The organism is Candidatus Palauibacter irciniicola (genome assembly GCF_965208695.1).
GTDB lineage: Bacteria > Gemmatimonadota > Gemmatimonadetes > Palauibacterales > Palauibacteraceae > Palauibacter > Palauibacter irciniicola.
Genome location: NZ_OZ242352.1, coordinates 2,194,678 through 2,217,603, shown reverse-complemented (window position 1 = coordinate 2,217,603; position 22,926 = coordinate 2,194,678). Strand labels below are relative to the sequence as shown.

The 22,926-nt window shown below is 72.3% G+C and carries 20 protein-coding genes; 9 read left to right on the top strand and 11 right to left on the bottom strand.

What is annotated here, in order from left to right; genetic code table 11:
• Positions 1 to 7: 7 nt before the first annotated feature.
• The 9 genes from ACOGI9_RS09660 to ACOGI9_RS09620 are packed head-to-tail and all read right to left on the bottom strand — an operon-like array spanning position 8 to position 12,617.
• Positions 8 to 1,219: an ATP-binding protein gene (locus ACOGI9_RS09660; protein WP_419856923.1), complete on the bottom strand. Its 1,212-nt coding sequence runs from the start codon at positions 1,217 to 1,219 to the stop codon at positions 8 to 10.
• Positions 1,216 to 2,394 carry a murein hydrolase activator EnvC family protein gene (locus tag ACOGI9_RS09655; protein ID WP_419856922.1) on the bottom strand — a complete coding sequence of 393 codons (1,179 nt, stop codon included), beginning with the start codon at positions 2,392 to 2,394 and terminating at the stop codon, positions 1,216 to 1,218. The genes ACOGI9_RS09660 and ACOGI9_RS09655 overlap by 4 nt, the downstream gene beginning before the upstream one ends.
• 52 nt (positions 2,395 to 2,446) lie before the next feature.
• Positions 2,447 to 3,322, bottom strand: coding sequence for a cell division protein FtsX (locus ACOGI9_RS09650; protein ID WP_419856921.1), 876 nt, complete (start codon positions 3,320 to 3,322; stop codon positions 2,447 to 2,449).
• On the bottom strand, positions 3,319 to 3,987 hold the full coding sequence (locus tag ACOGI9_RS09645; RefSeq protein ID WP_419856920.1) for a cell division ATP-binding protein FtsE: 669 nt from the start codon (positions 3,985 to 3,987) through the stop codon (positions 3,319 to 3,321). Before ACOGI9_RS09645 ends, ACOGI9_RS09650 begins: the two co-directional genes overlap by 4 nt.
• Positions 3,984 to 4,931, bottom strand: a complete 948-nt coding sequence (locus tag ACOGI9_RS09640; protein WP_419856919.1) for a PdxA family dehydrogenase — start codon at positions 4,929 to 4,931, stop codon at positions 3,984 to 3,986. Before ACOGI9_RS09640 ends, ACOGI9_RS09645 begins: the two co-directional genes overlap by 4 nt.
• A 14-nt stretch (positions 4,932 to 4,945) precedes the next feature.
• Positions 4,946 to 6,346: a peptidylprolyl isomerase gene (locus tag ACOGI9_RS09635; protein WP_419856918.1), complete on the bottom strand. Its 1,401-nt coding sequence runs from the start codon at positions 6,344 to 6,346 to the stop codon at positions 4,946 to 4,948.
• A 1-nt stretch (position 6,347) separates the two neighbouring features.
• The gene (mfd, locus tag ACOGI9_RS09630) at positions 6,348 to 9,647 is read right to left on the bottom strand and encodes a transcription-repair coupling factor (protein ID WP_419856917.1); all 3,300 of its coding nucleotides are present in this window, start codon (positions 9,645 to 9,647) and stop codon (positions 6,348 to 6,350) included.
• A gap of 23 nt (positions 9,648 to 9,670) precedes the next feature.
• On the bottom strand, positions 9,671 to 11,659 hold the full coding sequence (locus ACOGI9_RS09625) for a BatA domain-containing protein (protein WP_419856916.1): 1,989 nt from the start codon (positions 11,657 to 11,659) through the stop codon (positions 9,671 to 9,673).
• Between the two features lie 16 nt (positions 11,660 to 11,675).
• Positions 11,676 to 12,617 (bottom strand): DUF58 domain-containing protein, encoded by a 942-nt coding sequence (locus ACOGI9_RS09620; RefSeq protein ID WP_419856915.1) that lies wholly within the window; start codon positions 12,615 to 12,617, stop codon positions 11,676 to 11,678.
• Between the two features lie 85 nt (positions 12,618 to 12,702).
• Between ACOGI9_RS09620 and ACOGI9_RS09615 the strand changes: the two genes are divergently transcribed.
• Genes ACOGI9_RS09615 through ACOGI9_RS09575 form a run of 9 tightly spaced genes read left to right on the top strand, consistent with a single transcriptional unit; the run spans position 12,703 to position 21,444 of the window.
• The gene (locus ACOGI9_RS09615) at positions 12,703 to 14,166 is read left to right on the top strand and encodes a M28 family peptidase (RefSeq protein ID WP_419856914.1); all 1,464 of its coding nucleotides are present in this window, start codon (positions 12,703 to 12,705) and stop codon (positions 14,164 to 14,166) included.
• Position 14,167: 1 nt separating this feature from the next.
• A complete protein-coding gene (locus ACOGI9_RS09610; protein ID WP_419856913.1) occupies positions 14,168 to 14,662 on the top strand; it encodes a YtxH domain-containing protein in 495 nt (164 codons plus the stop codon).
• A 3-nt stretch (positions 14,663 to 14,665) separates the two neighbouring features.
• A complete protein-coding gene (gene smpB, locus ACOGI9_RS09605) occupies positions 14,666 to 15,139 on the top strand; it encodes an SsrA-binding protein SmpB (RefSeq protein WP_419856912.1) in 474 nt (157 codons plus the stop codon).
• Positions 15,129 to 16,391, top strand: a complete 1,263-nt coding sequence (locus tag ACOGI9_RS09600; RefSeq protein WP_419856911.1) for an N-acetylmuramoyl-L-alanine amidase family protein — start codon at positions 15,129 to 15,131, stop codon at positions 16,389 to 16,391. Before smpB ends, ACOGI9_RS09600 begins: the two co-directional genes overlap by 11 nt.
• Positions 16,385 to 17,197, top strand: coding sequence for a hypothetical protein (locus ACOGI9_RS09595; protein WP_419856910.1), 813 nt, complete (start codon positions 16,385 to 16,387; stop codon positions 17,195 to 17,197). The genes ACOGI9_RS09600 and ACOGI9_RS09595 overlap by 7 nt, the downstream gene beginning before the upstream one ends.
• 35 nt (positions 17,198 to 17,232) lie before the next feature.
• Complete coding sequence (locus tag ACOGI9_RS09590) at positions 17,233 to 18,159, top strand: dihydroorotate dehydrogenase (RefSeq protein ID WP_419856909.1); 927 nt, start codon at positions 17,233 to 17,235, stop codon at positions 18,157 to 18,159.
• Positions 18,159 to 19,640: a RapZ C-terminal domain-containing protein gene (locus tag ACOGI9_RS09585; RefSeq protein ID WP_419856908.1), complete on the top strand. Its 1,482-nt coding sequence runs from the start codon at positions 18,159 to 18,161 to the stop codon at positions 19,638 to 19,640. The genes ACOGI9_RS09590 and ACOGI9_RS09585 overlap by 1 nt, the downstream gene beginning before the upstream one ends.
• Positions 19,641 to 19,693: 53 nt before the next feature.
• Positions 19,694 to 20,440, top strand: a complete 747-nt coding sequence (locus ACOGI9_RS09580; RefSeq protein ID WP_419859272.1) for a nucleotidyltransferase family protein — start codon at positions 19,694 to 19,696, stop codon at positions 20,438 to 20,440.
• The gene (locus tag ACOGI9_RS09575) at positions 20,437 to 21,444 is read left to right on the top strand and encodes an NAD(P)H-quinone oxidoreductase (protein WP_419856907.1); all 1,008 of its coding nucleotides are present in this window, start codon (positions 20,437 to 20,439) and stop codon (positions 21,442 to 21,444) included. Before ACOGI9_RS09580 ends, ACOGI9_RS09575 begins: the two co-directional genes overlap by 4 nt.
• 7 nt (positions 21,445 to 21,451) lie before the next feature.
• Here ACOGI9_RS09575 and ACOGI9_RS09570 read toward each other — a convergent pair whose 3' ends face one another.
• Positions 21,452 to 21,772 carry a ubiquitin-like small modifier protein 1 gene (locus ACOGI9_RS09570; protein WP_419856906.1) on the bottom strand — a complete coding sequence of 107 codons (321 nt, stop codon included), beginning with the start codon at positions 21,770 to 21,772 and terminating at the stop codon, positions 21,452 to 21,454.
• The gene (locus ACOGI9_RS09565; RefSeq protein ID WP_419856905.1) at positions 21,772 to 22,920 is read right to left on the bottom strand and encodes a WD40/YVTN/BNR-like repeat-containing protein; all 1,149 of its coding nucleotides are present in this window, start codon (positions 22,918 to 22,920) and stop codon (positions 21,772 to 21,774) included. The genes ACOGI9_RS09570 and ACOGI9_RS09565 overlap by 1 nt, the downstream gene beginning before the upstream one ends.
• Positions 22,921 to 22,926 lie beyond the last annotated feature (6 nt).

The window sequence follows — 22,926 nt, the reverse complement described above, 5'->3', positions numbered from 1 at the left end:
CCTCCCGTCACAGACTTCTCAGTACCCCCGCAAACTGCGGTGTTCCCGCCGTTCGGCCAGTGGAGCGGCCGGCGAAGGCCGCGCTCATCTCCTCGAGCAGGAGGGCCGTCGTCGCCTGCGGGTTCAGGTTGCGGCCCACCCCCTCCACCGCCGCATCGACGGCCCCGAGGGCTTCGAGGACCGCTCGTTCCGCGGGGGCTCCGGCCGCTCGGCGGGCGTCCCGGCTTCCCGCTCCGCCGGACGTGTTCGCGCGGTCCGGGTCGAGTGCCGCGTCGGCCGCTCCAGCGGCGACGCAGAGCATGTCCCGCAGGCGGATGCGCAGCGCCTCGAGCGCCGGCTCCAACTCCCCCCGCGCGCCACGGGCGGAGTAGCGGGATGCGGCGCGGTAGCGCGCCTGCGGAGTGCCGTCCAGCGCGGCGGCCAGCAGACCGTCCGCGGCGGCCTCGGATTCGCCGGCTTCGGCATCGACGAGCATGCGCGCCCGGTAGACGGCGCCGCCGGCCCGCCGCGCCACCCCGCGGGCCCGGTCGTCGTCGCGAACGCCGAGGTGTTCCGCCACGTAGGCCGCCACGCGTTCGGTCGGCAGCGGCGCCACGCGGAGCGGTACCGCGCGGGACCGGATCGTCGGCAGAAGGGCGTCCGGACGGCTGCTCGTGAGCACGATGTAGGCGAAGGGCGGCGGTTCCTCCAGGAGCTTGAGAAAGGCGTTCGCCGCCTCGGGGCTCGCGCTCTGCGGCACCATCCGTTCCGCGTCCTCGATCACGAACACCGACCTGCCCGCCATCGAGGGACGCCGGGACGCCTGGTCCCGGATGTTCTCCACGGCGGCCACGTAGAGCCCCGTGACCGCGTCCGCGTCCGGACGCGCATGGAGATCCTCCCGCAGGAGCGCGAGACGCTCGTGGCGCTGCGCCTCGATCGCTTCTCGCAGTTTGGCCCGCGAGGCGGCCCGCTTCGGGCGCGGCATCGGGAAGTGGAGGTGGATGTCCGGGTGCTCCAGCCGCGCCGCCATGCGGCAGTTCCGGCACGCCTCGCAGGGTCCATCCCCCGTCTCCGCCGCCTCGCACTGGAGGGCGCGCGCGAGCCACAGGGCCAGCGAACGCTTGCCGACGCCCTCCGGGCCGTGGACGAGGAGCGACTGCGGCAGTCTCCGGCCCGCGACGGCGCCCGCCAGGCGCCCCAGGAGGTCTTCCTGACCCCACGGACGCCCGCCGCTCACGGGCGTCCCCGCAGCCACCGGACCGGATCCACCGCGCGGGGCCCCACCGCCCCCGGCTCGTAGATGTGGAACTCGATGTGCGGCCGGGTGGCGTCCCCGCCCACGTGTCCGATCGGCTCTCCCTCGCCGACCGGCTGTCCCTCGCGCACCGTGACGTCGCGGAGCTTCTGATAGGAGGAGTAGAAGCCTCCTCCGTGATCGAGGATCACCGTCTGCCCGGAGGCGCGCGCCGCCACGGAAGCCACGGTGCCGCGGTCCACCGCGTTCACGGGCGTGCCGCGCGGCGCCGCGATCCCGATCCCTTCGCGCGGGATCGTCGTGCGTCCTTCCCGCTCGGGCCCGAAGCGCCACAGGATCTCGCCCTCGACCGGCCACGCGAGGCGTCCGAGGTCTCCGGTCGTCAGCGATGAGACGGACGCGGTGCCGGCCTCGCGTTCCGCCGAGCGGCGTCGTTCTTCCAGGCCACCGATGAGCGCGCGCAACTCGGCCTCTTCCGCCGCGAGCCGGGCCAGCGTCGACTGCGCTTCGTCGCGTTGGTCGGCGAAGCGGCGCAACCGCTCCTGCCGCTGCCCCTCCAGCCTCTCCAGCTCGTCGTATTCCCGGAGGTGCTCCGCCCGTACGCCGGCGATGCGGTCGCCTTCCCGGCTCAACCCGCCGCGCTGGTCCGCGAGCCTGCCCTCGAGTTCCCTCACGTCCTCCAGGAGCATGCGGTCGAAGACGGCGACATCGCGGAGGTACCGGTAGCGATTGAGCAGGTCCGAGAAGGACCGCGAGGAGAGGAGCACCTCTACCGTGCGGAGAGGGCCGCGCTTGTAGATGTCGCGAAGCCGCGCCCGCAGCACGACCCGGCGCGCCGTGAGTTCGTCGCGCGTGAGCAGCATCTCGCGCGTCATGGCCGTGAGCCGATCGGAGAGCGCGAGCACTTGAACGTCGAACTCGGCCAGGAGGCTCGCCGACGCGTCGATCTGGCGTTCGATGTTCAGGAGTTCGGCCGAATCGCCGCTCACCTGGCCGGCGATCCCCGCGAGTTCCCGGCGCAGCCGCTGCCGTTCCTCGCGGATGACCTCCAGCCGCGCCTGGCTCTCGTCGAGGCGGCGCCGCACGTCCGGCGACTCCTGCGCGATCGCGGAAGCCGGCGCGGTCCATGCCGGGATCGTCGCGACGGCAACGCTCACGGCCGCAACGACCCGCGCCGTCCACGCGCGCCCCCGCGCGCCCCCGGCCGGACTAGGAGGGGCCATACGCCCGTCCCACTTCGCGGTGCACGGAGAAGGCGGCGGCGAGCAGGCCGAGAGCGGCGGCGGCGGCGACGCCGGCCGCGGTCCAGGGGTGCGGGAGCCACACGAGCGATTCGACGGCCGCGAAACGCGCGGGGAAGAAGACATACGCGAGCCGCGTGACGCCGAGCGCGAGCAGCCCGCCCGCGAGCCCCGTCAGCGCGCCTTCGAGGAGGAAGGGCCGCTGGATGTAGCCTTCCCGCGCGCCCACGATCTGCATGATCTCGATCTCTTCGCCGCGCGCGAGGACCGCCATGCGCACCGTCGTGACGATGAGAAGCACGGCGACCAGCGCGAACCCGCCGCCCAGGGCGAGCGCGACCGCCGCCGCGGCGCTCCGCAGGGCGAAGAGCCGCTCCACCCACTCGTCCCCGAAGCGCGCCTCCTCGATGAACGGATACGCCGCGAGCGTGCCCGCCGTCTCCGACACCGTCTCCGGCGTGCGGAAGCCCTCCCGCAGCCTGAGGTGAAACGAGGCGGGAAGCGGGTTCACCCGCAGTTCCCCGTAGACGTCGGAGAACTCGACGAGATCGCGGCGCGCCCGCTCCAGCGCCTCGTCCTTCGAGACGTAGCGCACCGATTCCACGGCCGGGAGCGCCTCCAACTCCCGCCGGGCGGCCCGCACCTGTTCCGGCCCGGCGTCGTCGAGCAGGTAGCCGACGACCTCCACGCGGCGTTCCACGTCGCCGATCGCCCCGCCGACATTGTGCGCGACGAGCCCGAAGAGACCGAGGATCACGAGGCTGAGCCCCACCGCTCCGATGGAGAGGGCGCACAGGAGAGGGGTGCGTCGGAAGCCGGCGAGCGCCTCCCGCACGGCCCTCACGCGGCGGAATCGCGGACGAGTCGCCCGTCCTCCAGTTCAAGTTGACGGATCTCGGCGTGTCGGCACACGAAATCCGCGTCGTGCGTGGCCATGAGCACGGCCGTGCCGAGGCGGTTCAGCATCCGGAACAGTTCGAACACGCCCCCGGCGGCATCGGGATCGAGGTTGCCCGTGGGCTCGTCCGCGAGGAGGATCCGCGGTTCCGTTGCGAGGGCGCGCGCCACCGCGACGCGCTGCCGCTCCCCGCCCGACAGTTCCGATGGTCTCGAGCGGGCGCGGGCGGCGAGGCCGACCTGGCTCAGCAGCCGCTGGACGCGCCCGGCGATCTCGCGCCGCGGCGTCCCGATGACCTCGAGCGCGAAGGCCACGTTTTCCGCCGCGGTCAGCCGTTCCAGCAGCTTGAAGTCCTGAAACACGAACCCCACGCGCCGCCGCAGCGCGGGGATGTCCCGGCGGCGGACCCGCCTCGAGTTGTAGCGCGAGACCTGAACCTCGCCTTCGGTCGGCCGGGTCTGGAAGTGGATCAGTTCGAGCACCGTCGACTTGCCCGCCCCCGACGGTCCCGTGAGGAAGGCGAACTCCCCCTTCCGGAGACGGAACGAAACCCCGCTGAGCGCGTCTCCGGAGCGCGGGTAGGCCTTCGAGACGTCTCTCAGCGAGATCATGTCGCGACGGCCCGCGCCGCGCAGAACCGGGCGCAGAGGTCGATCGCGGCCCGCATCGCTCCCGGGTCCGCGACCCCGCGGCCGGCGATGTCCATGGCCGTGCCGTGATCCGGAGAGGTGCGCGGGAAGGGAAGTCCGGCCGTCACGTTCACGCCTTCGTTCATCGCGATCGTCTTCAGCACCGCGAGGCCCACATCGTGGTAGGGCGTCACGACGAGGTCCGCCTCCCCCGAGATCGCCTTCAGGAAGACGGTGTCCCCGGGAAAGACGCCGAGGATGTCGAGCGCGGGGTCGGCAGCGAGCCGGGCGAGCGCCGGCGCGAACACTTCGATCTCCTCGTCGCCGAACAGCCCCCCCTCGCCCGCGTGCGGATTGAGCCCCGCGAAGGCGACGCGGGGCCGTTCGATCCCCCACCAGATGCGCAGGGCTTCGATCGCGATCCCGGATCTGCGCGCGAAGAGGTCCGCGTCGAGCACCGAGGGGACGTCGCGCAGGGGAAGATGCGCGGTGAGGAGCGCCAGGCGCAGGGACCCGCCGAGGGGGGTGCGCTCGGCGGACATCATCATCGTGACCTCGTGCGCTCCGGCCAACTCCTGGAGGAACTCCGTATGCCCCGGGTGCGCATACCCCGCGGCCCGCAGGGCGGTCTTGCTGATCGGAGCCGTGACGATCCCGTCGATCTCCCCCGTCCGCGCCAGCGCGACCGCCCGTTCGATGGCCCGCGCCGACAGCAGGCCCGCGAGCCTCTCGCCGCCCGCGGGGTCCCAGTCTCCCACCGTCTCCCGGGGCACCCCCTCCAGGCGGTCCTCCACCTCGCCGAGCGACCGCGGCCCCACGAGGACCGCTTCGATCCCGTCCGCGGCCGAGAACGAGGAGAGCGCCGCCGCGGTCACCTCCGGCCCGATCCCGCGCGGATCCCCCAGCGTGATCCCGAGGCGCGGCATGTGGGTCATCCTCCTCAGAATCTCACGTCGATGTACGTGTTGGTACGGACCTCCTGGAGGATGATGTCGATCTGCTTGCGGGTCCGGAGGCTCTGCCGGATCTGCACCCGCACGTCGTTGAGCTCGATCGGGCCCTCGGGGCGGAACGTCAGGACGTGGACGAGCCCGAACTCGGTGGGACCGCCGCGCTGCATCGGCAGCGGCCCGTACACCGTGCCGGGCGTCGGCTCGGTGAGTCCGGATTCGGCGCCCGCGCCCGTGAACTGGCTGACCAGGCTCGCGAGCGCGATGTCGTCGAAGCGGATGGCCTCGTCGGCCACCCGTCCGCGGAACAGGGCCACGAGCCGCTCCGGGTCGCTGCCCGCCCGCAGGCTGTCCGCGATCTGGATCGCGAGCGTCCGGGCCTCCTCGATGTCGTCGTCCGTGATCTCGGGGCGCAGGAGGATGTGGCGCAGAAAGCGCTCCGCCCCCCGCTGGCGCTCGATCTTGATGAAGTGGAGCCCGAACTGGGTCTGCACCGGTCCCACCGTCTGGCCGGGGCGCGCCCCCCAGGCGGCGTCGCCGAACGGCTTCACGAGCAGGTCGCGGTTCATCCAGCCCAACTCGCCGCCCTGCTCCCTGGTGCCGTCGTCGTCGGAGTGCCGGCGGGCAAGGACCGAGAACTCCTCGTCGTTCGCGAAATCGTTCTGCACGCGAATCGTGCGCGCGAGGACGCTGTCCCGGGCGGCGCCGCTCGGATTCGGCGTGACCACGAGCCGGTTGAACGAGACGAGCGCCGGCCGCGGCGGCTGGTTCTGCGCGAACTCCTCGAAGGCGGCTTCGACCTCTTCCTCGCTGACGATGACCGGCGGCAGATCCGAACGTTGCTCGAGTTCGATCCGGTAGGCCTGGCGCATTCCCTCGGCCTGCGCCTGCGAGCGCTGCATCTGGCGGAACTGGAGCATGTTCATGCCCGTCTCCTCCACCGCCAGCATCATCTCCTCGTCGGTGGAGAAGTTGGCCCGCGTCTCCGCGAAGTAGGCGTCCGCCATCTCCGTCACGCGGCCCTCGGGCACCGTGACGCCCGCGTTCCTCGCCTGTTGAAGGAAGATGAGATCGTCGATCATCGCATCGAGCACTTCGCGGGCGAACGCCTCCCAGCCCTGGGTCCCTTCGAGCGGAACTCGCGCGCCGCGGGCCTGCAGCTGGTAGAGCGTGACCTGGATATCGGACATGAGGATCGCCGTGTCGCCCACCACGGCCACGATCCTGTCGAGCGACGCCACGCCGGAGGGAAACTCCGTTGCCGCCACGGTGTCGGGCGCGGCGGGTTCGTTCTCCTGCAGCCCGGAAAGCGGTGCGCCGAGGGCGAGCGCCGCCGCGAGCAGGCAGGCCCCGGCCCGGAAGGCCTTCATTCCACCATTGATATCGATCACGCTAGACTCCTCCGGCGGCCGCCGGAACTCTGGTCTCCTTCGCCTCCGCGCGCCCCGGCGCCGCCAGGATCCCCAGGGCCTCCGCCAGCATCGGCAGGAGGGGCTCCGTTCCCGCCCGTCGCAGGACCAACGATAACGGTTCCAGCCGCCGCACTTCAACGTGCAACTGGCGGTCCGCGAGCGCGTTCGTGAGCAGCCTGAGCTGCGGCGAGGCCGTCGCCTCGAACGAGATTCGGGCGTCGTCGTCGGACGCCCGGATCCAGTCCGCTCCGATCGCCGCCCCGAGAATCCGGAGTTCCGCCGCCGCGATGAGACGCGCCGCCGGGGGCGGAAGGCGGCCGAAGCGATCCTCGAGTTCCGCGCGGAACGCCTTCACCTCTTCCCATTTGGTGAGACGCGAGAGACGGCGATAGAGATGCATCTTCACCGGCGACCCGGCGACGTAGGCATCGGGGAGGAAAGACTCCCCATCCACGGAGACCCGGGCGCGCGGCGCGGAGTCCGGCGATTCTCCCCTCAACCGCCGGAGGGTGCTCTCGACGAGCCGCTGCCACGTCTCGATCCCCACCGCGGTGGCGAAACCGCTCTGCTCTCCGCCCAGGAGGTTCCCCGCCCCCCGCAGCTCGAGGTCCTTGAGCGCGACCTCGTATCCCGAGCCCAGTTCCGTGTGGTGCTCGAGCACGCGCAGCCGCTCCGCCGCATCGGGCGCGACGTCGGAGGGGACGACGAGATAGCAGTAGGCGCGGCGGTGGGAGCGGCCGACCCGGCCCCGCAACTGGTAGAGCTGGGCGAGGCCGAAGTTGTGGGCCCTGTGGACGATCATCGTGTTCGCGGACGGGACATCGAGCCCGTTCTCGATGATGGACGTGCAGATGAGGAGGTCGATCTCGCCGCGGACGAAGCGGTGCATGACGTCCTCGAGTTCGCGCTCCGGCATCTGGCCGTGCGCGATGGCGGCCCGCGCCTCGGGCATCAGTCTCTTAACGCGGCTCGCGGCGGCGTGGATCGTCTCGACGCGGTCGTGGACGAAGAACACCTGGCCGCCGCGGTCGAACTCGCGGCGCAGGGCCTCCTCCAGGATCCCGTCATCCCAGGACAGCACGTGCGTGATGATCGGCATGCGGTTTCGCGGCGGCGTGCGAATCGTGGAGAGGTCGCGCAGCCCGCCGAGCGCCAGGTGAAGGGTCCGGGGGATGGGCGTCGCCGTGAGGGTGAGGACATCCACCGTCTCGCGGTACTCCTTCAGCCGCTCCTTCTGGCGAACGCCGAACCGCTGCTCCTCGTCCACGATGAGGAGGCCCAGGTCGCGGAATCCGACGTCGCGCGAGAGGAGCCGGTGCGTGCCGATGACGATGTCGACGGTCCCGGCTTCGAGCCCCGCGATGACCTTGCGCTGCTCGCGCGGGGTGCGGAAGCGCGACAACCCTTCCACGTGCACGGGGAAGCCCGCGAGGCGCTCGCGGAAGGTGGCGAGATGCTGGTCCGCGAGGATCGTGGTCGGGGCGAGCACGGCGACCTGCGCGCCGTCCTGAACGGCCTTGAACGCCGCGCGGATCGCGACCTCCGTCTTCCCGAAGCCGACGTCCCCGCACACGAGGCGATCCATCGGGACCGGCGCCTCGAGATCCCGCCGGACCGCCTCCCAGGCGGTGAGTTGATCCGGTGTCTCGTCGTAGAGGAAGGCGGATTCCATCTCGCGCTGCCAGGGGGTCTCCGCCGGGAAGGCGCGTCCGGGCGACATCTTGCGCCGCGCGTAGAGCTGGAGGAGTTCGACCGCCGTGGCCTCGATCGCCGCGACGGTCCGGTTCCGGAGCTGCTTCCACTTCCGCCGGCCGAGCTTGTGGACCGCGGGCGGCCGGGCGTCCGAACCGGCGGCGCTCCACCGTTCGATGAGGTCCAGCCGATAGTGCGGGAGTCTGAGGATTTCACCGTCGGCGTAGCGGATCTCCATCGTCTCGATCGTCTCGCCGCGCACGTCGACGCGCTCCAGGCCCATGTAGCGGCCGATCCCGTGCTCCATGTGAACCACGTAGTCGCCGGGTTCGATGGACGCGATGGATTCGATGGTGGCGGCGCCGCCCAGCCGGACGCGGTGGCGGCGATACCGGCGCCGGAACACCTCGTGATCCGTGAGGACGAGCAGGGTGCCGGGGACGCCGACCCTGAACCCGCCGCTCAGCGATCCGATGGCGAGGGCGACCTCGCGGGCGAGCGCCGCGCCCCCGCGTTCGGTGAGGATCTCCTCCAGCCGCTCGACCTGGCCGTCGTTGTCGCAGAAGACGATGAGGCGTTCGCCGCGGGCCCGCGCCGTGCCGATCTCGGCCACGAGCCGCTTCATGTCGCGGTCTATGGAGGGCGGAGGCTCGACCGGAAGCCGAAGCGCGGCCGGCGGGGCCTGCTCCGGCGCCGTGAATTCGAGGAGGCGGAAGGCGGCCAGCCGTCGCTCCGCCTCGGAAGGCGGGAGGACGAGGGACTCGGCCGGCTCCGCGCCGGCGCCGACGCGCTTCCTCGCGTCCCGGACCTCCGTCCACAGGCGTTCGCGGGCCCGGACGCCCCCTTCCGCGTCGAGGACCAGCGCGAGCGCCGTCGGAGGCAGCGTCTCGAGGAGGGCACGCCGCTCCACGTCGCCCGCCGTTTCGGAGCCCTGCAGCGCGATCGGAAGGACGTCCACGCTTTCCAGGGTTTCGGTCGAACGCTGGGTGAGCGCGTCGAAGCGCCGCACCGACTCCACCTCGTCGCCCCAGAGTTCGATCCGAAGCGGCGCCGGATGTCCGAACGGGAACAGATCCACGATCCCGCCGCGGATCGCGTAATCCCCGACTTCACGCACCGTGTGGGTCCGGCCGAATCCCATCTCCTCCAGGCGTCGGCCGAGTTCGGCCAGGGGGCGCTCGGCCCCGCGCCCGATCGTGAGGGCGAGGCTCGTGCCGGGGCCGACCGGGATCGGCGCCCGCTCGGCGAGCGCCCGGGCCGTCGTCGTGAGGATCCGGCAGCGCCCGCCGAGCAGCGCGCCCATCGCCTCCACGCGCTGGGCCTCGATCTCGATGTGCGGGTCCGCATCCTCGTACGGGAGGGCCTCTCGCTGCGGATAGCAGCGGGCGCCCGCGGCCCCGAGCGTGCGGAGGTCCTCGTGGAGCGCCTCGGCCCGCTCGGGCGTGTCGGCGATGAGGACGATGGGTGCGCCGACGGCCAGATCGTCGAGCGCGAGCGCGAGCGCGGCGGATCCCGCCCCCGGGAGCGGGTGGACGAACGCACGGGCACCACGCCGCGAGAGCTCCTCCGGGATTCCGGCGGCTCGCACGACTTGGAGGAACGACCTTCGAATCAGTTCGACGCGCCCGATGTCACCTCGCTCCCTTCACCGTCCGCGCTCGGGCGGCGCGACCGGCCCGGCGTCGCCAGGTACAGCTCGATCCCGATCAGCGCGAGCGCGAGCGCGATCAGCCAGGGGGCCATGTCCCGGCCCCTCCGGGCGCGGAAGATACCGTCTTCCCAGGCGCTCGCGTCGGGGCCCGCCGTGAATACCGGCCGGCCGGCGAACAGTTCCTCCAGTTCGCGCCGTCCCATCGGGGTCGGATCGGCCTCCTCTTCCGGCACGTTCGCCGCGAAGTGCGTTTCCGCGACCGCCCCGTCGCTCCCGGTGCCCCGGACCGCATACACTCCCGCCCTCAGCGGCGTAAACTGCGCGCCGCCCTCCACGGCGCGCACCGTCCCGTCGGGAGACTCGACCTCGCCTGCCCACTCCGGGAGGGTCAGCGGCCGTCCCGCGTCGAAGTCGGCGAAGGGCCAGGTGGCCAGGTGCGACCAGTGCACGAGGAGCGCTTCGAGGAAGGGGACCATGGCGGGATGCGCCGGGAGATCGCTGGCCGTGGCCGTGAGCGGCGAGGCGAGGATCAGCGCCATCCGGTCGTCCGAGTCCGTGCGGATGAGCCACGGTTCTCCGTCCTCCGTGCGCAGCAGCGCCGTGTCGGCGGCCGACCCGCCGCCCGTCGTGCGAAGGAGGTAGCGCTGCCGGACCCGTACGCCCGAGAGCGAGAACGCGGCCTCCGGCTCCGCGAGTCCGAGATCGCCCGATCCCGCGTCGACGCGTGCCTGCCAGGCGATCCCGACGGAAGCCAGCCCCTGATTGAAGGCCGCCAGGTCGACCGGGTCGGCGGGCGGAACGAAGATGACGGTCTCCGCGCCCTCCCACGGCGCGCCGACGCTCACATCCCCATCCACGACCGCGACGGCCCCGTTTCCTCCGGCTCCCAGCCGTCCTCCGTCGCGAAGGGTTTCGATCCCGAGGCCGACGAAGCCGTTCGCGTCGCCATGGAAGCGAACCGCGGGGGGAGGCACGACCCGGATCGCGAAGTAGCGCAGGTCATCGGCCCGCGCGCCGGCGGGGTTCACCTCCAGCCGCCCCTCGTGCAGCCCCGGTCCGAGTTCGGGGAGGCCGAGGATGGCGCTCGCGCCCCACGGGGCCCGGGCCGCACCGGCGAGCCGTCCGTCGAGTTCAAGCCGGATGTCGGCTTCCGCCGCGGCGCCGTCCGGTGGATCCGGCGGGGCGGCCGGCCCGGTCCGGGCGCTCCGCACGATGACGCCGTGCCCGGTGCCCGACGGCGCGGTCGTGCCGCCGGTCAGTTCGACATCGACGAGGGCGCCGTTGGGCTCGTCCGGCGGCCGCGGCGCGTAGGCCACGAGGGGCGCGGCGTCGCTCGCGGCCGCCGGATCGGTCCGCAGAGCGGACGCCTGGAGGTCCGACAGCAACTGGATTTCGCGCCGCCGCCCGCCGTCGGCGGGGAGCGCGGCGGCCGCCCGAGCCACGACGGCGGCCAGATCAGCCGCGCCGTCCGTCGGCCGGAGCTGCCCGAGTGCCGGCGCGGCCCGCCCCGCGGCGACGCCGGCCGCGAGCGGCTCCCCGACGGTGGGGAAGAGCCACACGCGGTCCTCCGGGCGGGCCGCGGCGAGCGCCGACCGGGCAAGCTCCACGAGCGACTCGAACAGGATGCGGTTTTCGTCCAGCCGCCCGACGCTCGCCGAATTGTCCACGATGAGCGCGAGGTCCGTCGGCTCGTGGTCGCGGGCCCCGCCGCGTCCGATGAGCGGCCCCGCCGCGGCGAGCGCGAGCGCGATCAGGAGGCCGATCCGCACGGCGAGCAGCAGCAGGTCCGAGGCCGCGAGCGACCTCGAGCGCGCGTCTTCCGCGCGGCTGAGGTAGCGGAGCGCCGGGAAGGACACGCGCCGGTCGGTCTGGCGGCGCCGCAGGTGGAGGATGAGCGGCACGGCCACGCTCAGCCCGAGCGCCAGCGCCGACAGGTAGAGGAAGCTCAAGCCAGCCCGGCTCCCGTCATCCGCCGGCCCGCCTGCGCATGAACTGCCTCAGCGCGAGCCCGATGGGAGTGTCCGTGGTGAGGAGCGCGTAGTCGGCGCCCCACCGCAGCGCCTCCTTGCGCCAGCCATCGACCGCCGCCTCCACCGCCTCGCGGTACTGCCGGCGAAGCGCCGCGGAGTTGGCGCCCAGTTCCTCGCCCGTCTCCGGGTCGAAGAAGATCGCCTCCCCCTCGGCCGGGAGTTCCCGCTCGCCCGGGTCCATGATGTGGAACAGGATCACCTCGTGGCCGCGGTGCCGGAGATAGCGCAGGGACATCCGCGTCGTCTCCGGGTCCACGAGCAGGTCCGAAATGAGCACGACGAGACCCCGCCGCTGAAGCCGGCCGGCGATCTCCTTGAGCGCGGAACCCGCATCGGTCCGGCCATCGGCGGACAGGCGCGTGAGCTCGCCCAGCAGCCGGCGCCAGTGGCGGCGCGTGGTGCGCGGCGCGATGTGCGCCCGCAGCGCCTCATCGAAGGCGATGAGTCCCGTCGCGTCGCCCTGCTGCACGAGGAGCAGCGAAAGCGAGGCCGCGACCAGCCGCGCGTACGCGAGCTTGGTCGGAAAGCGCTCCCCGTCCGACACCCAGCCCATCGACCGGCTCACGTCGACGAGCAGGTAGGCCCGCAGGTTCGTCTCCTCCTCGTATTGCTTGATGTAGAGGCGGTCCGTCTTCGCGTAGGCCTTCCAGTCCAGGTAGCGGATGTCGTCGCCGCGGTTGTAGGGGCGGTCCTCGGCGAACTCGGCGGAGAAGCCGCGCTTCGGCGAGTCGTGGAGCCCGATGAGAAACCCTTCCACGATGTGGCGCGCCACGAGTTCCAGGTGCGAAAGGCCCACGATCTCGCGCGGACTCGCGAGGTCGAGGCGCTGCCGGGAAGCGTCGAGAGCGGAGGTGAGAGTTGCGGTGCCTTCGGTCATCGGAAAAGACTAGCTCCACTTGGCGGAGCCCCGCCACACGTCGCGGACTCGCCTTCGGTCGAACGTCCCTCCGGGAAGGAAGCGAATGAAAAGGACATGGGTTCTGGCGCTGGCGCTCGCGACCTCCCCCGCGGGAATCTCCGCGCAGGCCGAAGCCGGAGCCGGGGCGGCGACCATCACGGCGGGCGACCTGCGTCTCCGCATCGGCGCCCTCGCGCACGACTCGATGCGAGGCCGGGCGACGCCGAGTCCGGAACTGGACAAGGCGGCACGGCACATTGCCCGTCGTTTCGAGGAGTTCGGCCTCCAGCCGGCGGACGGCGACAGCTACCTGCAGGAGTACCCGCTGACCGCATCCCGGGCCGGCACCCCCGGCCGGCAGTCGATCGAGATCGACGGTCCGGACGGCGGGACGATCGAAGGGTCCGACATCCTCCCCGTTCCGGGTGGCCGCGGGGAGGTCGCGGGTCCGCTCGCGATCGTGACGCCCGGCGGCGCGGACCCGCCCGACGGCGCCGTCGCGATCCTGCGGGTCGCGCCCGAGGACACGCGGCAAGGCCTCGAATCCGTCCGCGGCCTCCTCGATGGCGGGGCGGTCGCCGTCCTGCTCGCCGTCGATGCGCCGGACGACTACTTCGACGGCATCCGGCGCTTCTACGAGCGGGAGCGGCTCTCCGTCGGCATGCCGGAGGAACTCGGCGCCCCGGTCGCGTTCGTCCGGACGCCCGCGCTCCCGGAAGCGCTGCGCGCGGCCCTCGCTTCCGGCGCGGGCACGACCGCCTGGGAGGCGAGGGTGCGCACGCACTCCGAGTTCCGCGAGGAGAGGGCCTACAACACGATCGGCTGGATCGAGGGTTCGGACCCCGACCTCCGGGGCGAGTTCATCGTCTTCACGGCCCACATGGATCACGTGGGCGTGGGGCGGCCCGTCGACGGGGACTCCATCTACAACGGCGCCGACGACGACGCCTCGGGGACCGCGGCGATCATCGAACTCGCGCAGGCGTTCGCATCGCTGGAAACGCCGCCGCGCCGCTCGCTCGTATTCATGACCGTGAGCGGGGAGGAGCGCGGGCTTCTCGGCTCCGGGTGGTACGCGGAGAACCCGCTGTTCCCCCTCGGGGCGACGGTCGCCAACCTGAACATCGACATGATCGGACGGAACTGGCGCGACACCGTCGTGGCGATCGGCGCCGACGAATCGACGCTCGGCGCGACCCTTCGGCAGACGCTGCGGGACCACCCGGAACTCGGGCTCGCGACGATCGACGACCCGTGGCCGGAGCAGAATTTCTATTTCCGCTCGGACCACTACAGTTTTGCGAGGAAGGGTGTACCCATTCTCTTCTTCTTCACGGGTACGCACGAAGACTATCACGGGCCCAACGACGAACCGGACCGGATCCTGTACGACAAGACGGCGCGCATCACGCGCCTCATCTTTCATCTCGGGCGGCGCATCGCCGACGCCGACGAACGGCCCGAGTGGGATCCGGCCGCATACCGGCGGGTTGTAGAAGGCGTCGGTCGCCAGCAGGGGAGTGAGTGACATGTCGGAGCAGGATCAACAGCCGTACGTGATCGTGGAACGCCGGGCGTCCGGGGTCGTCGCCTTCCTCTGCGGCGCCCTGGTGGGCGCGGGCGTCGCGCTGCTGCTGGCGCCGAAGTCCGGGCGCGAAACGCAGGCGGACCTGCGCGAGGGGGCTCGCCGGTTGAGGGAGGGGACGGGCGAGCGGCTCACGGACCTCCGGGAAACGCTCGGGGAACGCTACGACCGCACGCGCGACCAGGTGGAAACGCGCGTGGACGACTTCCGCCGCAACGTCGCCGACCGCCAGCAGAAGGCGGGGGAGGCGATCAAGGCGGGGAAGGACGCGGCCCGACAGGCCCGCTCCGACCTCGAGGCGCGCGTCGCCGAGTCCAAGGAGGCCTACCGCGCGGCGCTGGCGGAAGGCGAGGCCCCGGAGGACGGAGATGAGGCGGCCGCCGCGCCGGAGGCCGATGAGAGCGCCGGGGACGCGGACGGCGGGGCCTCCCGGGAGTGAGCCGTGGGCGACCGCGATGGAATCCGGGTCATCGCCCGCAACCGGAAGGCTCGCCACGACTACGAGGTGCTCGAGCAGTTCGAGGCGGGGCTCGTCCTGCGGGGGGCGGAGGTGAAGTCGCTCCGCGATGGGAAGGCGAGCTTCACGGACTCGTTCGGGCGGATCGACGGCGGGGAGGCGTGGCTCCATAACCTCCACATTCCTCCGTACGACAAGGCGACGATCGATGCCCCCGACCCGGTGCGTCGGCGAAAGCTCCTGCTCAGGCGACGGGAGATCGATCGCCTGCGCTCGAAGACGCGCGAGAGCGGGCTGACGCTCGTGCCGCTGGACATCCATTTCCGGCGCGGCTTCGCCAAGGTCACGCTGGGGCTGGCGCGGGGGAAGAAGCACCGGGACCGGCGGGAAGATCTGAAGAGGAAGACGATGCAGCGGGAGGTCGAACGGGCGAAGAGGGAGGCGGCGCGTGGCGGTTGAGCGGGGCGGCGGCGGACGCGACCGGATCGGCGCGCGGGGGCGGAGCGCGGTTGCCGCCGCCGTCGCCGCGCTGGCCGTGCTCTGCGGGATCCCGGCGGGAATCCACGCACAGACGCCCCCCGAAACGGTACAGGCGGAGGTTTCGGGCCGTACCGTCAGCCTCCCCGTCGCGCGGCACCGGGCCTACCCCGCCGTGGCCGTGGCGGACCTCGCGCTCGCCCTGGAGAGCGTCCTCGACGGGGTCACGCGGAACGGCGTCTTCCTGCACGCCCGCCTCCACGGCGAAGAGGTCGCGTTCGAGGCGGAATCTCCCTTCTTCCGGCACGGGGGACGCGCGGTGCAGCTCGCGAATCCGCCTTACGAGGAAGGCGACGCCTTCTGGCTCCCGGCCGAGTTCGTCACGCGGTGGGTGTCGGAGGAACCGCCGCCGGTCGCCGCCGCGTCCGAGGGGGAGGGGGGGACGGCGCCCGCCTCGACCCCGGAGTCCCCGTCCTCCCCGCCGCCCGCCGACCCGTTGCCGGACCGCGTCGACCCGACGGCGCCGTGGCGCGTGATCATCGACCCGGGACACGGAGGCCGGGACCCGGGAACGCTGGGCGGCGCGAGCTACGAGAAGGATGTCGTGCTCGCGATCGCGAGACGACTGTACGAGGAGCTCGAGGGGCGCGAGATGTTCGAGCCTCACATGACCCGGGAGACGGATGTCTACGTGGACCTCGACGAACGGTCCCAGTTCGCGGTGGACCGGGCCGGGGACCTCTTCGTCTCGATCCACGCCAACGCCGCGGGGGACGAACGGGCGCGCGGGTTCGAGACGATCTTCCTCGGGCAGGCCCGCTCGGAGGAGGCGCGCGACGTCGCGCTGCGGGAGAACCGGGGTCCCGAGGTGGATGACGCGGCGGGTTCGCCGTCCGACGTTCAGTTCATCCTCGCGGGACTCGACCGCACCGAGAATCTTGCGGAGTCGCGGCTCTTCGCCGGGTTCGTGCAGAACTCGATCCGAAGGGCGCGGCGCGGCGGGTCCCCCGACCGCGGCGTCATCCAGGGCCCGTGGTGGGTCCTGCTCGGGGCGCTCGTGCGCATGCCGTCGGTGATCGTCGAAGTCGGGTTTCTCTCGAACGATGAAGAGGAGCGTTTCCTGAACGGCGCGGAAGGACAGGAAGCGATCGCGCGGGCGATCGCGGACGCGATCGCGGCGTACCGCGCAGACGTGCTGCGCCGGTACGCCCCCGCGCCGGAGTCGGGGTGCTGAGCGCCGGCCGCGATGTGGCGGTGGAGCGCGCGGCGCCCGTGAGCCGGCGGGCGGCGCTGCTCTCCACGCGCCTCGTGGCCCGCGATACCTGGTGGCAGGAGTTCGACTGCCCGGACATCGCGGCGGCCGCGCTCCCCGGGCAGTTCGTCATGCTCGGCGTCGGGCTCGACGCGCCCGGGGCCTGGCTCCTCCCGCGTCCGTTCAGCGTCGGCTGGACGGGCCCCGGTGGCGAGGTCGGCATCCTGCTGCGCGCCTACGGCCAGGGCACGCGGGCGCTCGCGACGCTGGAAGTCGGGCAGACCGCGCTCCTGCTCGGACCGCTGGGCCGCCCCTTCGACACGGAGGGCGCGGACGTCGAATGCATCGCGGGCGGCGTCGGGCTCGCCCCGTTCATCTTCCTCGCCGCGCGCGAGGCGGCGGCGGGACGGCGCGTGCGGCTCATCTACGGCGAGCGCGATGCCGGAGCCGTCTTCGACCCCGCGCTCATCGCCCGCCTCACGGATCACGACCCGGAGGTGTTCACGGAGGACGGGACCGCCGGCCGGAAGGGCCTCGTGACCGCCGGCCTCGACCCGGCGTCGAGCGCGCTCCTCCTCGGCTGCGGCCCCACGCCCCTCCTGCGGGCGCTCGCGGCCTTCGCGCGGGAACACGGCCGCCGGCTCCAGGTCTCCGTGGAGGAGCACATGGGCTGCGGGATCGGCACCTGCCAGGGGTGCGTCGTGCGCGCGGCGGACGGGAGCTGGGTGAAGTCGTGCATCGAGGGCTCCGTCTTCCCCGCGGAGGAACTCGACTGGGGGGAGATCTGACCTCGGCCGCGGCGTCCCCGGGCCTCGTCCAGCGCGTGTTCGGGGCGGAGTTCCCGAGTCCCGTGCTCCTGGCCTCCGGCACGTGCGGTTACGGGCAGGAATACGCGGATCTCATCCCCCTCGATGAGATCGGAGGGCTCGTCACGAAGGCGGTGAGCCTCGAGCCCCGCCCCGGGAACCCGCCGCACCGCGTCGCGGAGACGCCCGGCGGGATGATCAACGCGATCGGCCTCGAGAACCCCGGCCTGCACGGCTTCATCGCGGAGAAGCTCCCCTGGCTGCGCGAGCACCTCCGCCGCGCGCAGGTGTTCGTGAACGTCGTCGGGCACTCGGCGGAGGATTTCGCCGCCGTCGTGCGCGGACTCGACGAAGAGGACGGCTTCCTCGGGTACGAGATCAACGTCTCCTGTCCGAACGTGAAGGGCGGCACGATGTTCGGCACCGACGAGCGGGCGCTGTCCGACCTCGTGGCGCGGCTTCGCGCCTGCACGGAGCGGCCGCTCGTGATCAAGCTCACCCCCAACGTCCCCGACGTGGGCGACTTCGCCCGCATCTGCGAGGAGGCGGGGGCCGACGGTCTGAGCGCGATCAACACCTTCCCCGGGATGGTCGTCGACATCGCCCGGCGCGAACCGCTGATCGGCAACCGGTCGGGCGGCGTGAGCGGCCCCGCGATTCTCCCCATGGGCGTCTACGCCACGTGGCGGGCGCGGCAGACGTGCGGACTTCCGATCATGGGCATCGGGGGCATCCGCAACGCCGAGGACGCGTTGCAGTACATCCTCGCCGGCGCCTGTCTCGTCCAGGTCGGGACGGCTTCGTTCGTCGATCCGGGCGCGGCGGTGGATGTCCACGAGGGGATCTCGAAGTACCTGACGGCGAACGGCATCGCGCGCCTCGAGGATCTCGTGGGCGCGCTCAGCGCCTGGCCGGGCAGCGGACCCGCGATTCCGGCCGGCTGATGATTCCCGGCAAGGCCCTGGTCGACCTCGCGTCGGCGCTCTTCATCGAGTGGCACGGCGAACCGCCGGTGGACATCCGTCCGGTCGACGCGGACGGCTCCGCCCGCAGCTACTGGCGCCTCACCGCCCCGGACGGGGCGTCCGCCGTGGGCGCCCACGGGCCCGACCCGATGGAGAACCGGGCCTTCCTCTCGTACTCCCGCACGCTGCGCGAACTCGGACTGCCCGTGCCGGAGGTGTACGGGGCGGACGAGAAGTCCGGCGTGTGGCTCCTCGAGGATCTCGGCGACACGACCCTCTTCGATGCGATCAAGGAGGCGCGCGACCCGGGATCGGACGCCTTCCCCGACGCCGTCCTCCCCCTCTACCGGCAGGTGCTCGAGGTTCTGCCGCGCTTCCAGGTCGAGGGAGGGAGGCGGATCGACTTCCGCCGGGCCTATCCCCGGGCGGCGTTCGACCGGCAGTCCATCCTCTGGGACCTCAACTACTTCAAGTACCACTTCCTGAAGCTCGCGCACATCCCGTTCAACGAGGCGCACCTGGAGCGCGACTTCTCGCGGCTCGCGCGCCACCTGCTCGCCGGCGACCGGTCCTGGTTCCTGTATCGCGACCTCCAGTCCCGCAACGTGATGGTGCGGCAGGGGGCGGAGGGTCCGGAGCCCTGGTTCATCGACTACCAGGGCGGACGGCGCGGGGCGCTGCAGTACGACGTGGCGTCGCTTCTCTACGACTCGAAGGCGAACCTCGCGCGCCGGCACCGGGAGGCGCTGCTCGATCACTACATCGGCGTCCTCGAGTCGCACGGGGTCGCGCGGCGCGACGAGTTTCTCGAACTCTGGCCCGGGTATGTCCTCGTGCGACTGTTGCAGGCGCTCGGGGCCTACGGATACCGGGGGTTCTTCGAGCGCAAGCCGCGCTTCCTGCAGAGCGTGCCCTACGCGGCGGAGAACCTGCGGGGGTTGCTCGAGGCGGGTCTGCCCGTGGACATCCCCGAACTCGAGGGGGCGCTGCGCGCGATCGTCGAGCGCTGGGGCCGCAAGGCGGAGCCGTCGGCGGTCGAGAGAGGGCTGGAGGTGACGGTCTCGAGCTTCCGGTATCCCGGCGGATATCCGGCGGACACCTCGGGGCACGGCGGTGGGTACGTGTTCGACTGCCGGGGGCTCCCGAACCCGGGCCGGGAGGAGGCGTACCGCGACCTCACGGGTCTCGACGAGGAGACGATCGCCTTCATCGCGGCCCGGCCGGAAGCGCAGGAGTTCTGGGAACGAGTGCGGGGGATCGTGGACGCGCACATCGCGAACTATCTCGACCGCGGGTTCCACAGCCTGAGCGTGAATTTCGGGTGCACGGGGGGACAGCACCGCTCGGTGTACATGGCGGAGCGGCTGCGCCAGCACCTCAGCGTGCGCTTCCCGGACGTGCGCGTGGAGATCACGCACCGGGAATCGGCGGACTGGCCGCGCCGTCCCGCGCCGGTCTGAGCCGTGGCCAGGGGCTGCTTGAGCCGGAGGACAGGGGCGGACGCTTGGAGGCGATGATCTTCGCCGCCGGCCGGGGACGCCGCCTGCGGCCGCTGACGGACGCGACGCCCAAGGCGCTCGTCGACTTCGGCGGCGTCCCGCTGCTGGAGCACGTCGCGGGGAACCTCGTCGCGGCGGGAGCGCACCGCCTGATCGTGAACGCGCACTATCTCGCCGAGCAGGTGGCGGCGTGGGCCGAAGCGTCGTCGCTGGGCATCCCGGTGTTCGTGTCCCGGGAAGACGAGGAGTCGCCCGCGCCCCTGGACACGAGCGGCGGACTCTTCCACGCCCGGTCGCTGTTTGAGGCGCGGGACCCCTTCCTGCTCCACAACTGCGACGTCGTGACCGAGGTCGATCTCGCCGCGCTGTACCGCGCGCACCTGGAGGGCGAGGCGCGGGACGGGCGGTTGGCCACGCTCGCGATCGCCGAGCGGGAGACGTCGAGGCCACTCCTGGTCGACGGCCGCGGCGTGTACGGGCGCGCGAACCGGACGGAGGGGTGGGAGGTCGTGGCGCGCGAGCCGTCGAGCGCGGACGAAGCCCGGGAGTACGGTTTCTGCGGCATCCACGCGTTGTCGGCGCGGGTGTTCGAACGCTACGCGGAAGGAGGCGTCTTCTCGATCATGGATTCGTACATGGACTGGATCGGAGATGGGGAGCACGTCGGCGTGTTCGACGCGACGGGCGCGGCGTGGTACGACATCGGGACGCCCGAGCGGCTGGACGCCGCGCGGCGCGCCTTCGGGGCGGCCTCCGCATGAAGGCGATCCGCATCCGGGAGCCCGGCGGGCCGGAGGTGCTCGAACTCGTCGAGAGGGACGATCCGGTCGCCGGGGCCGGCGAGGTGCGGGTGCGCGTGCGCTGCGCGGGAATCAACCGGGCCGATCTTCTGCAGCGGCTGGGGCGCTATCCGGCGCCGCCGGACGCCCCGCCGGACATCCCGGGACTCGAGTTCGCCGGCGAGATCGAGGCGGTCGGGGCCGGCGTCTCCGGCTGGTCCGAGGGCGACCGCGTGATGGGCATTCTGGGCGGCGGCGGATACGCCGAGCGCGTCGCGGTGCCGGCCGGGCAGCTCCTGCCCGTCCCGCCGACGCTGAACTGGACCGAGGCGGGAGCGATCGCGGAAGTCTTCCTCACGGCGGCGGACGCCCTCATCGAGCGCGGCCGTCTGCGCCCCGGCGAGACCGTGCTCGTGCACACGGCCGGCGGCGGCGTGGGAACGGCCGCCCTGCAACTGGCCCGCGCGAGCGGGGCGGGCGCGATCATCGCCACGGCGTCGGCGGCCAAGCTCGACCGCATCCGCGCAGCCGGGCTGCCGCACGACCTCGCCGTCGACCGCCGGGCCGGCTCCTTCGCCGACGCGGTCGCGCGACACACCGACCGGGCCGGCGCCGACGTCATCCTCGACACCGTCGGCGCCCCGTACTGGGAGGCGAACATGGCCAGCCTCGCCACCCTCGGCCGCCTCGTCATCGTCGGCGTCATGGGCGGCATGAAAGTCGAGGCCAACCTGCGCACCCTCATGGGGAAGCGCGCGACCGTCGTCGGCACCGTCCTCCGCGCCCGCTCGAAGGCCGAGAAAGCACACCTCACGGAGATGTTCGCGACCCGCTTCCTCCCCGGCTTCACGGCCCCGGAGGCCGACCCGTCCCACCTGCGCCCGGTCATCGACCGCGTCTTCCCCCTCGCCGAAGCCGCCGAGGCCCACCGCTACGTCGAGTCGAACCAATCCTTCGGCAAAGTCCTCCTCGACATCGACGCCTGACGCCGGGTCAGCCGCCGCTGACGGCGGGGAGGACGACGACTTCGGCGCCGTCCGGCACGGGGGTGTCCAGGCCGCTGAGGAAGCGGATGTTCTCGCCGTCCACGAAGATGTTCACATGGGGCCGCAGGCGGCCCCGCTCCGTGATCAGGCGGTCGTGGACGCCGGGGTGGGCGGCGCCGAGTCCGGCCAGGATCTCCCCGACCGGGGCTGGTGCGCCGGGGACGTCGACCTTGGAGCGCCCGCCCGTGAACTCCGTCAGCGCGGCGGGCAGCGTCACGCGCACGAGGCCGGCGCCCGGCGTCGCGCCGGTCTGCGTCCCGTCGGGCATCAGCCTCGCCCGGCCGCGCACGCCTTCACGCAGACCACCGGCGGGAGACCCTCGCACACCAGCCCCCACGTCGTCCCGTCGTCGCCGGAGGCGTACACCTTGCCGCTGCGGGTGCCGAAGAACACCTGCCCGGGGGCGAGCGTGTCCAGCGCGTCGCGGAGCACGGTTTCGTACGCGTTCCGCTGCGGAAGCCCCTCGGTGAGCGCCTCCCAGCTCGCGCCGCCGTCCCGGGTCCGGTAGACGCGCAGCTTCGCCTCGGGCGTACACCGGAAGCCGTCCGATTCGAGCGGCACGATGTAGACCGTGTCGGCATCGCCCGGGTGCATCGCCATCGCGAAGCCGAAATCGGACGGCACGCCGTTGGCGATGTCCGTCCACGAATCGCCCCAGTCGTCGCTCCGGTACAGTCCCCAGTGGTTCTGCAGGAAGAGCCGCCCCGGATTCGACGGATGGTGCACGATCTTGTGCACGCACTGGCCGAACTCCGGGTGCTTGTCCGGCAGGAACTCCGCGCGCACCCCCTTGTTGCGCGCGGCCCAGGTCGCGCCGCCGTCGTCGCTGCGGTACGCCCCCGCCGCCGAGATGGCGATCGTCGCCCGCCCGCCCGGCTCGCCGTCCGTGACGATGGTGTGCAGGCAGAGCCCGCCGGCCCCACCCACCCACCGCTCCCGGTGCGGGTGGTTCAGCAGCCCCTCCACCGCCTCCCACTCCTCGCCCGCATCGTGCGAGATGAACAGGCAGGCGGGCTCCACGCCCAGCCGGATCACATCCGGTTCGCGGGCCGACCCCGGCTGGATCTGCCAGACGCGTTTGAGGGAAAGCCCGGAGTCCTCGGGAAACCTGACCGAACGCTCGGCCTTTCCCGACCAGCTCGCGCCGAAGTCGTCGGAGAAGCGCAGCGTCGTCCCCCAGAAGGGACTGTGCGGCGCCGCCCACAGCCGCGACCGGCCGCCCCGGTCGTCGTACGCCATCGCGTAGACTTCCTCTCCCGGGAAGTGGGGGCCGTCCAGCTCCCAGCCCCCGTCTCCCTCTCCGCCGCCGTCGCGCGGCCGCGCCAGGAAGGCGCCCTTCGTCGTTCCCAGCAGGAGCGTGCCGCCCCCGTTTGTCCCGTTTCCGCTCGCCACGGTCCGTCCCTTCGTTGTTCGCACGTCGCT

Bases quoted from the DNA above. Each gene is read 5' to 3' on its own strand.
- ACOGI9_RS09645 (WP_419856920.1), bottom strand. From the start codon at position 3,987: ATGATCTCGCTGAGAGACGTCTCGAAGGCCTACCCGCGCTCCGGAGAC.
- ACOGI9_RS09575 (WP_419856907.1), top strand. From the start codon at position 20,437: ATGAAGGCGATCCGCATCCGGGAGCCCGGCGGGCCGGAGGTGCTCGAA.
- ACOGI9_RS09570 (WP_419856906.1), bottom strand. From the start codon at position 21,772: ATGCCCGACGGGACGCAGACCGGCGCGACGCCGGGCGCCGGCCTCGTG.
- ACOGI9_RS09585 (WP_419856908.1), top strand. From the start codon at position 18,159: ATGATTCCCGGCAAGGCCCTGGTCGACCTCGCGTCGGCGCTCTTCATC.
- ACOGI9_RS09620 (WP_419856915.1), bottom strand. From the start codon at position 12,617: ATGACCGAAGGCACCGCAACTCTCACCTCCGCTCTCGACGCTTCCCGG.
- ACOGI9_RS09580 (WP_419859272.1), top strand. From the start codon at position 19,694: ATGATCTTCGCCGCCGGCCGGGGACGCCGCCTGCGGCCGCTGACGGAC.
- ACOGI9_RS09610 (WP_419856913.1), top strand. From the start codon at position 14,168: ATGTCGGAGCAGGATCAACAGCCGTACGTGATCGTGGAACGCCGGGCG.
- ACOGI9_RS09640 (WP_419856919.1), bottom strand. From the start codon at position 4,931: ATGCCGCGCCTCGGGATCACGCTGGGGGATCCGCGCGGGATCGGGCCG.
- ACOGI9_RS09615 (WP_419856914.1), top strand. From the start codon at position 12,703: ATGAAAAGGACATGGGTTCTGGCGCTGGCGCTCGCGACCTCCCCCGCG.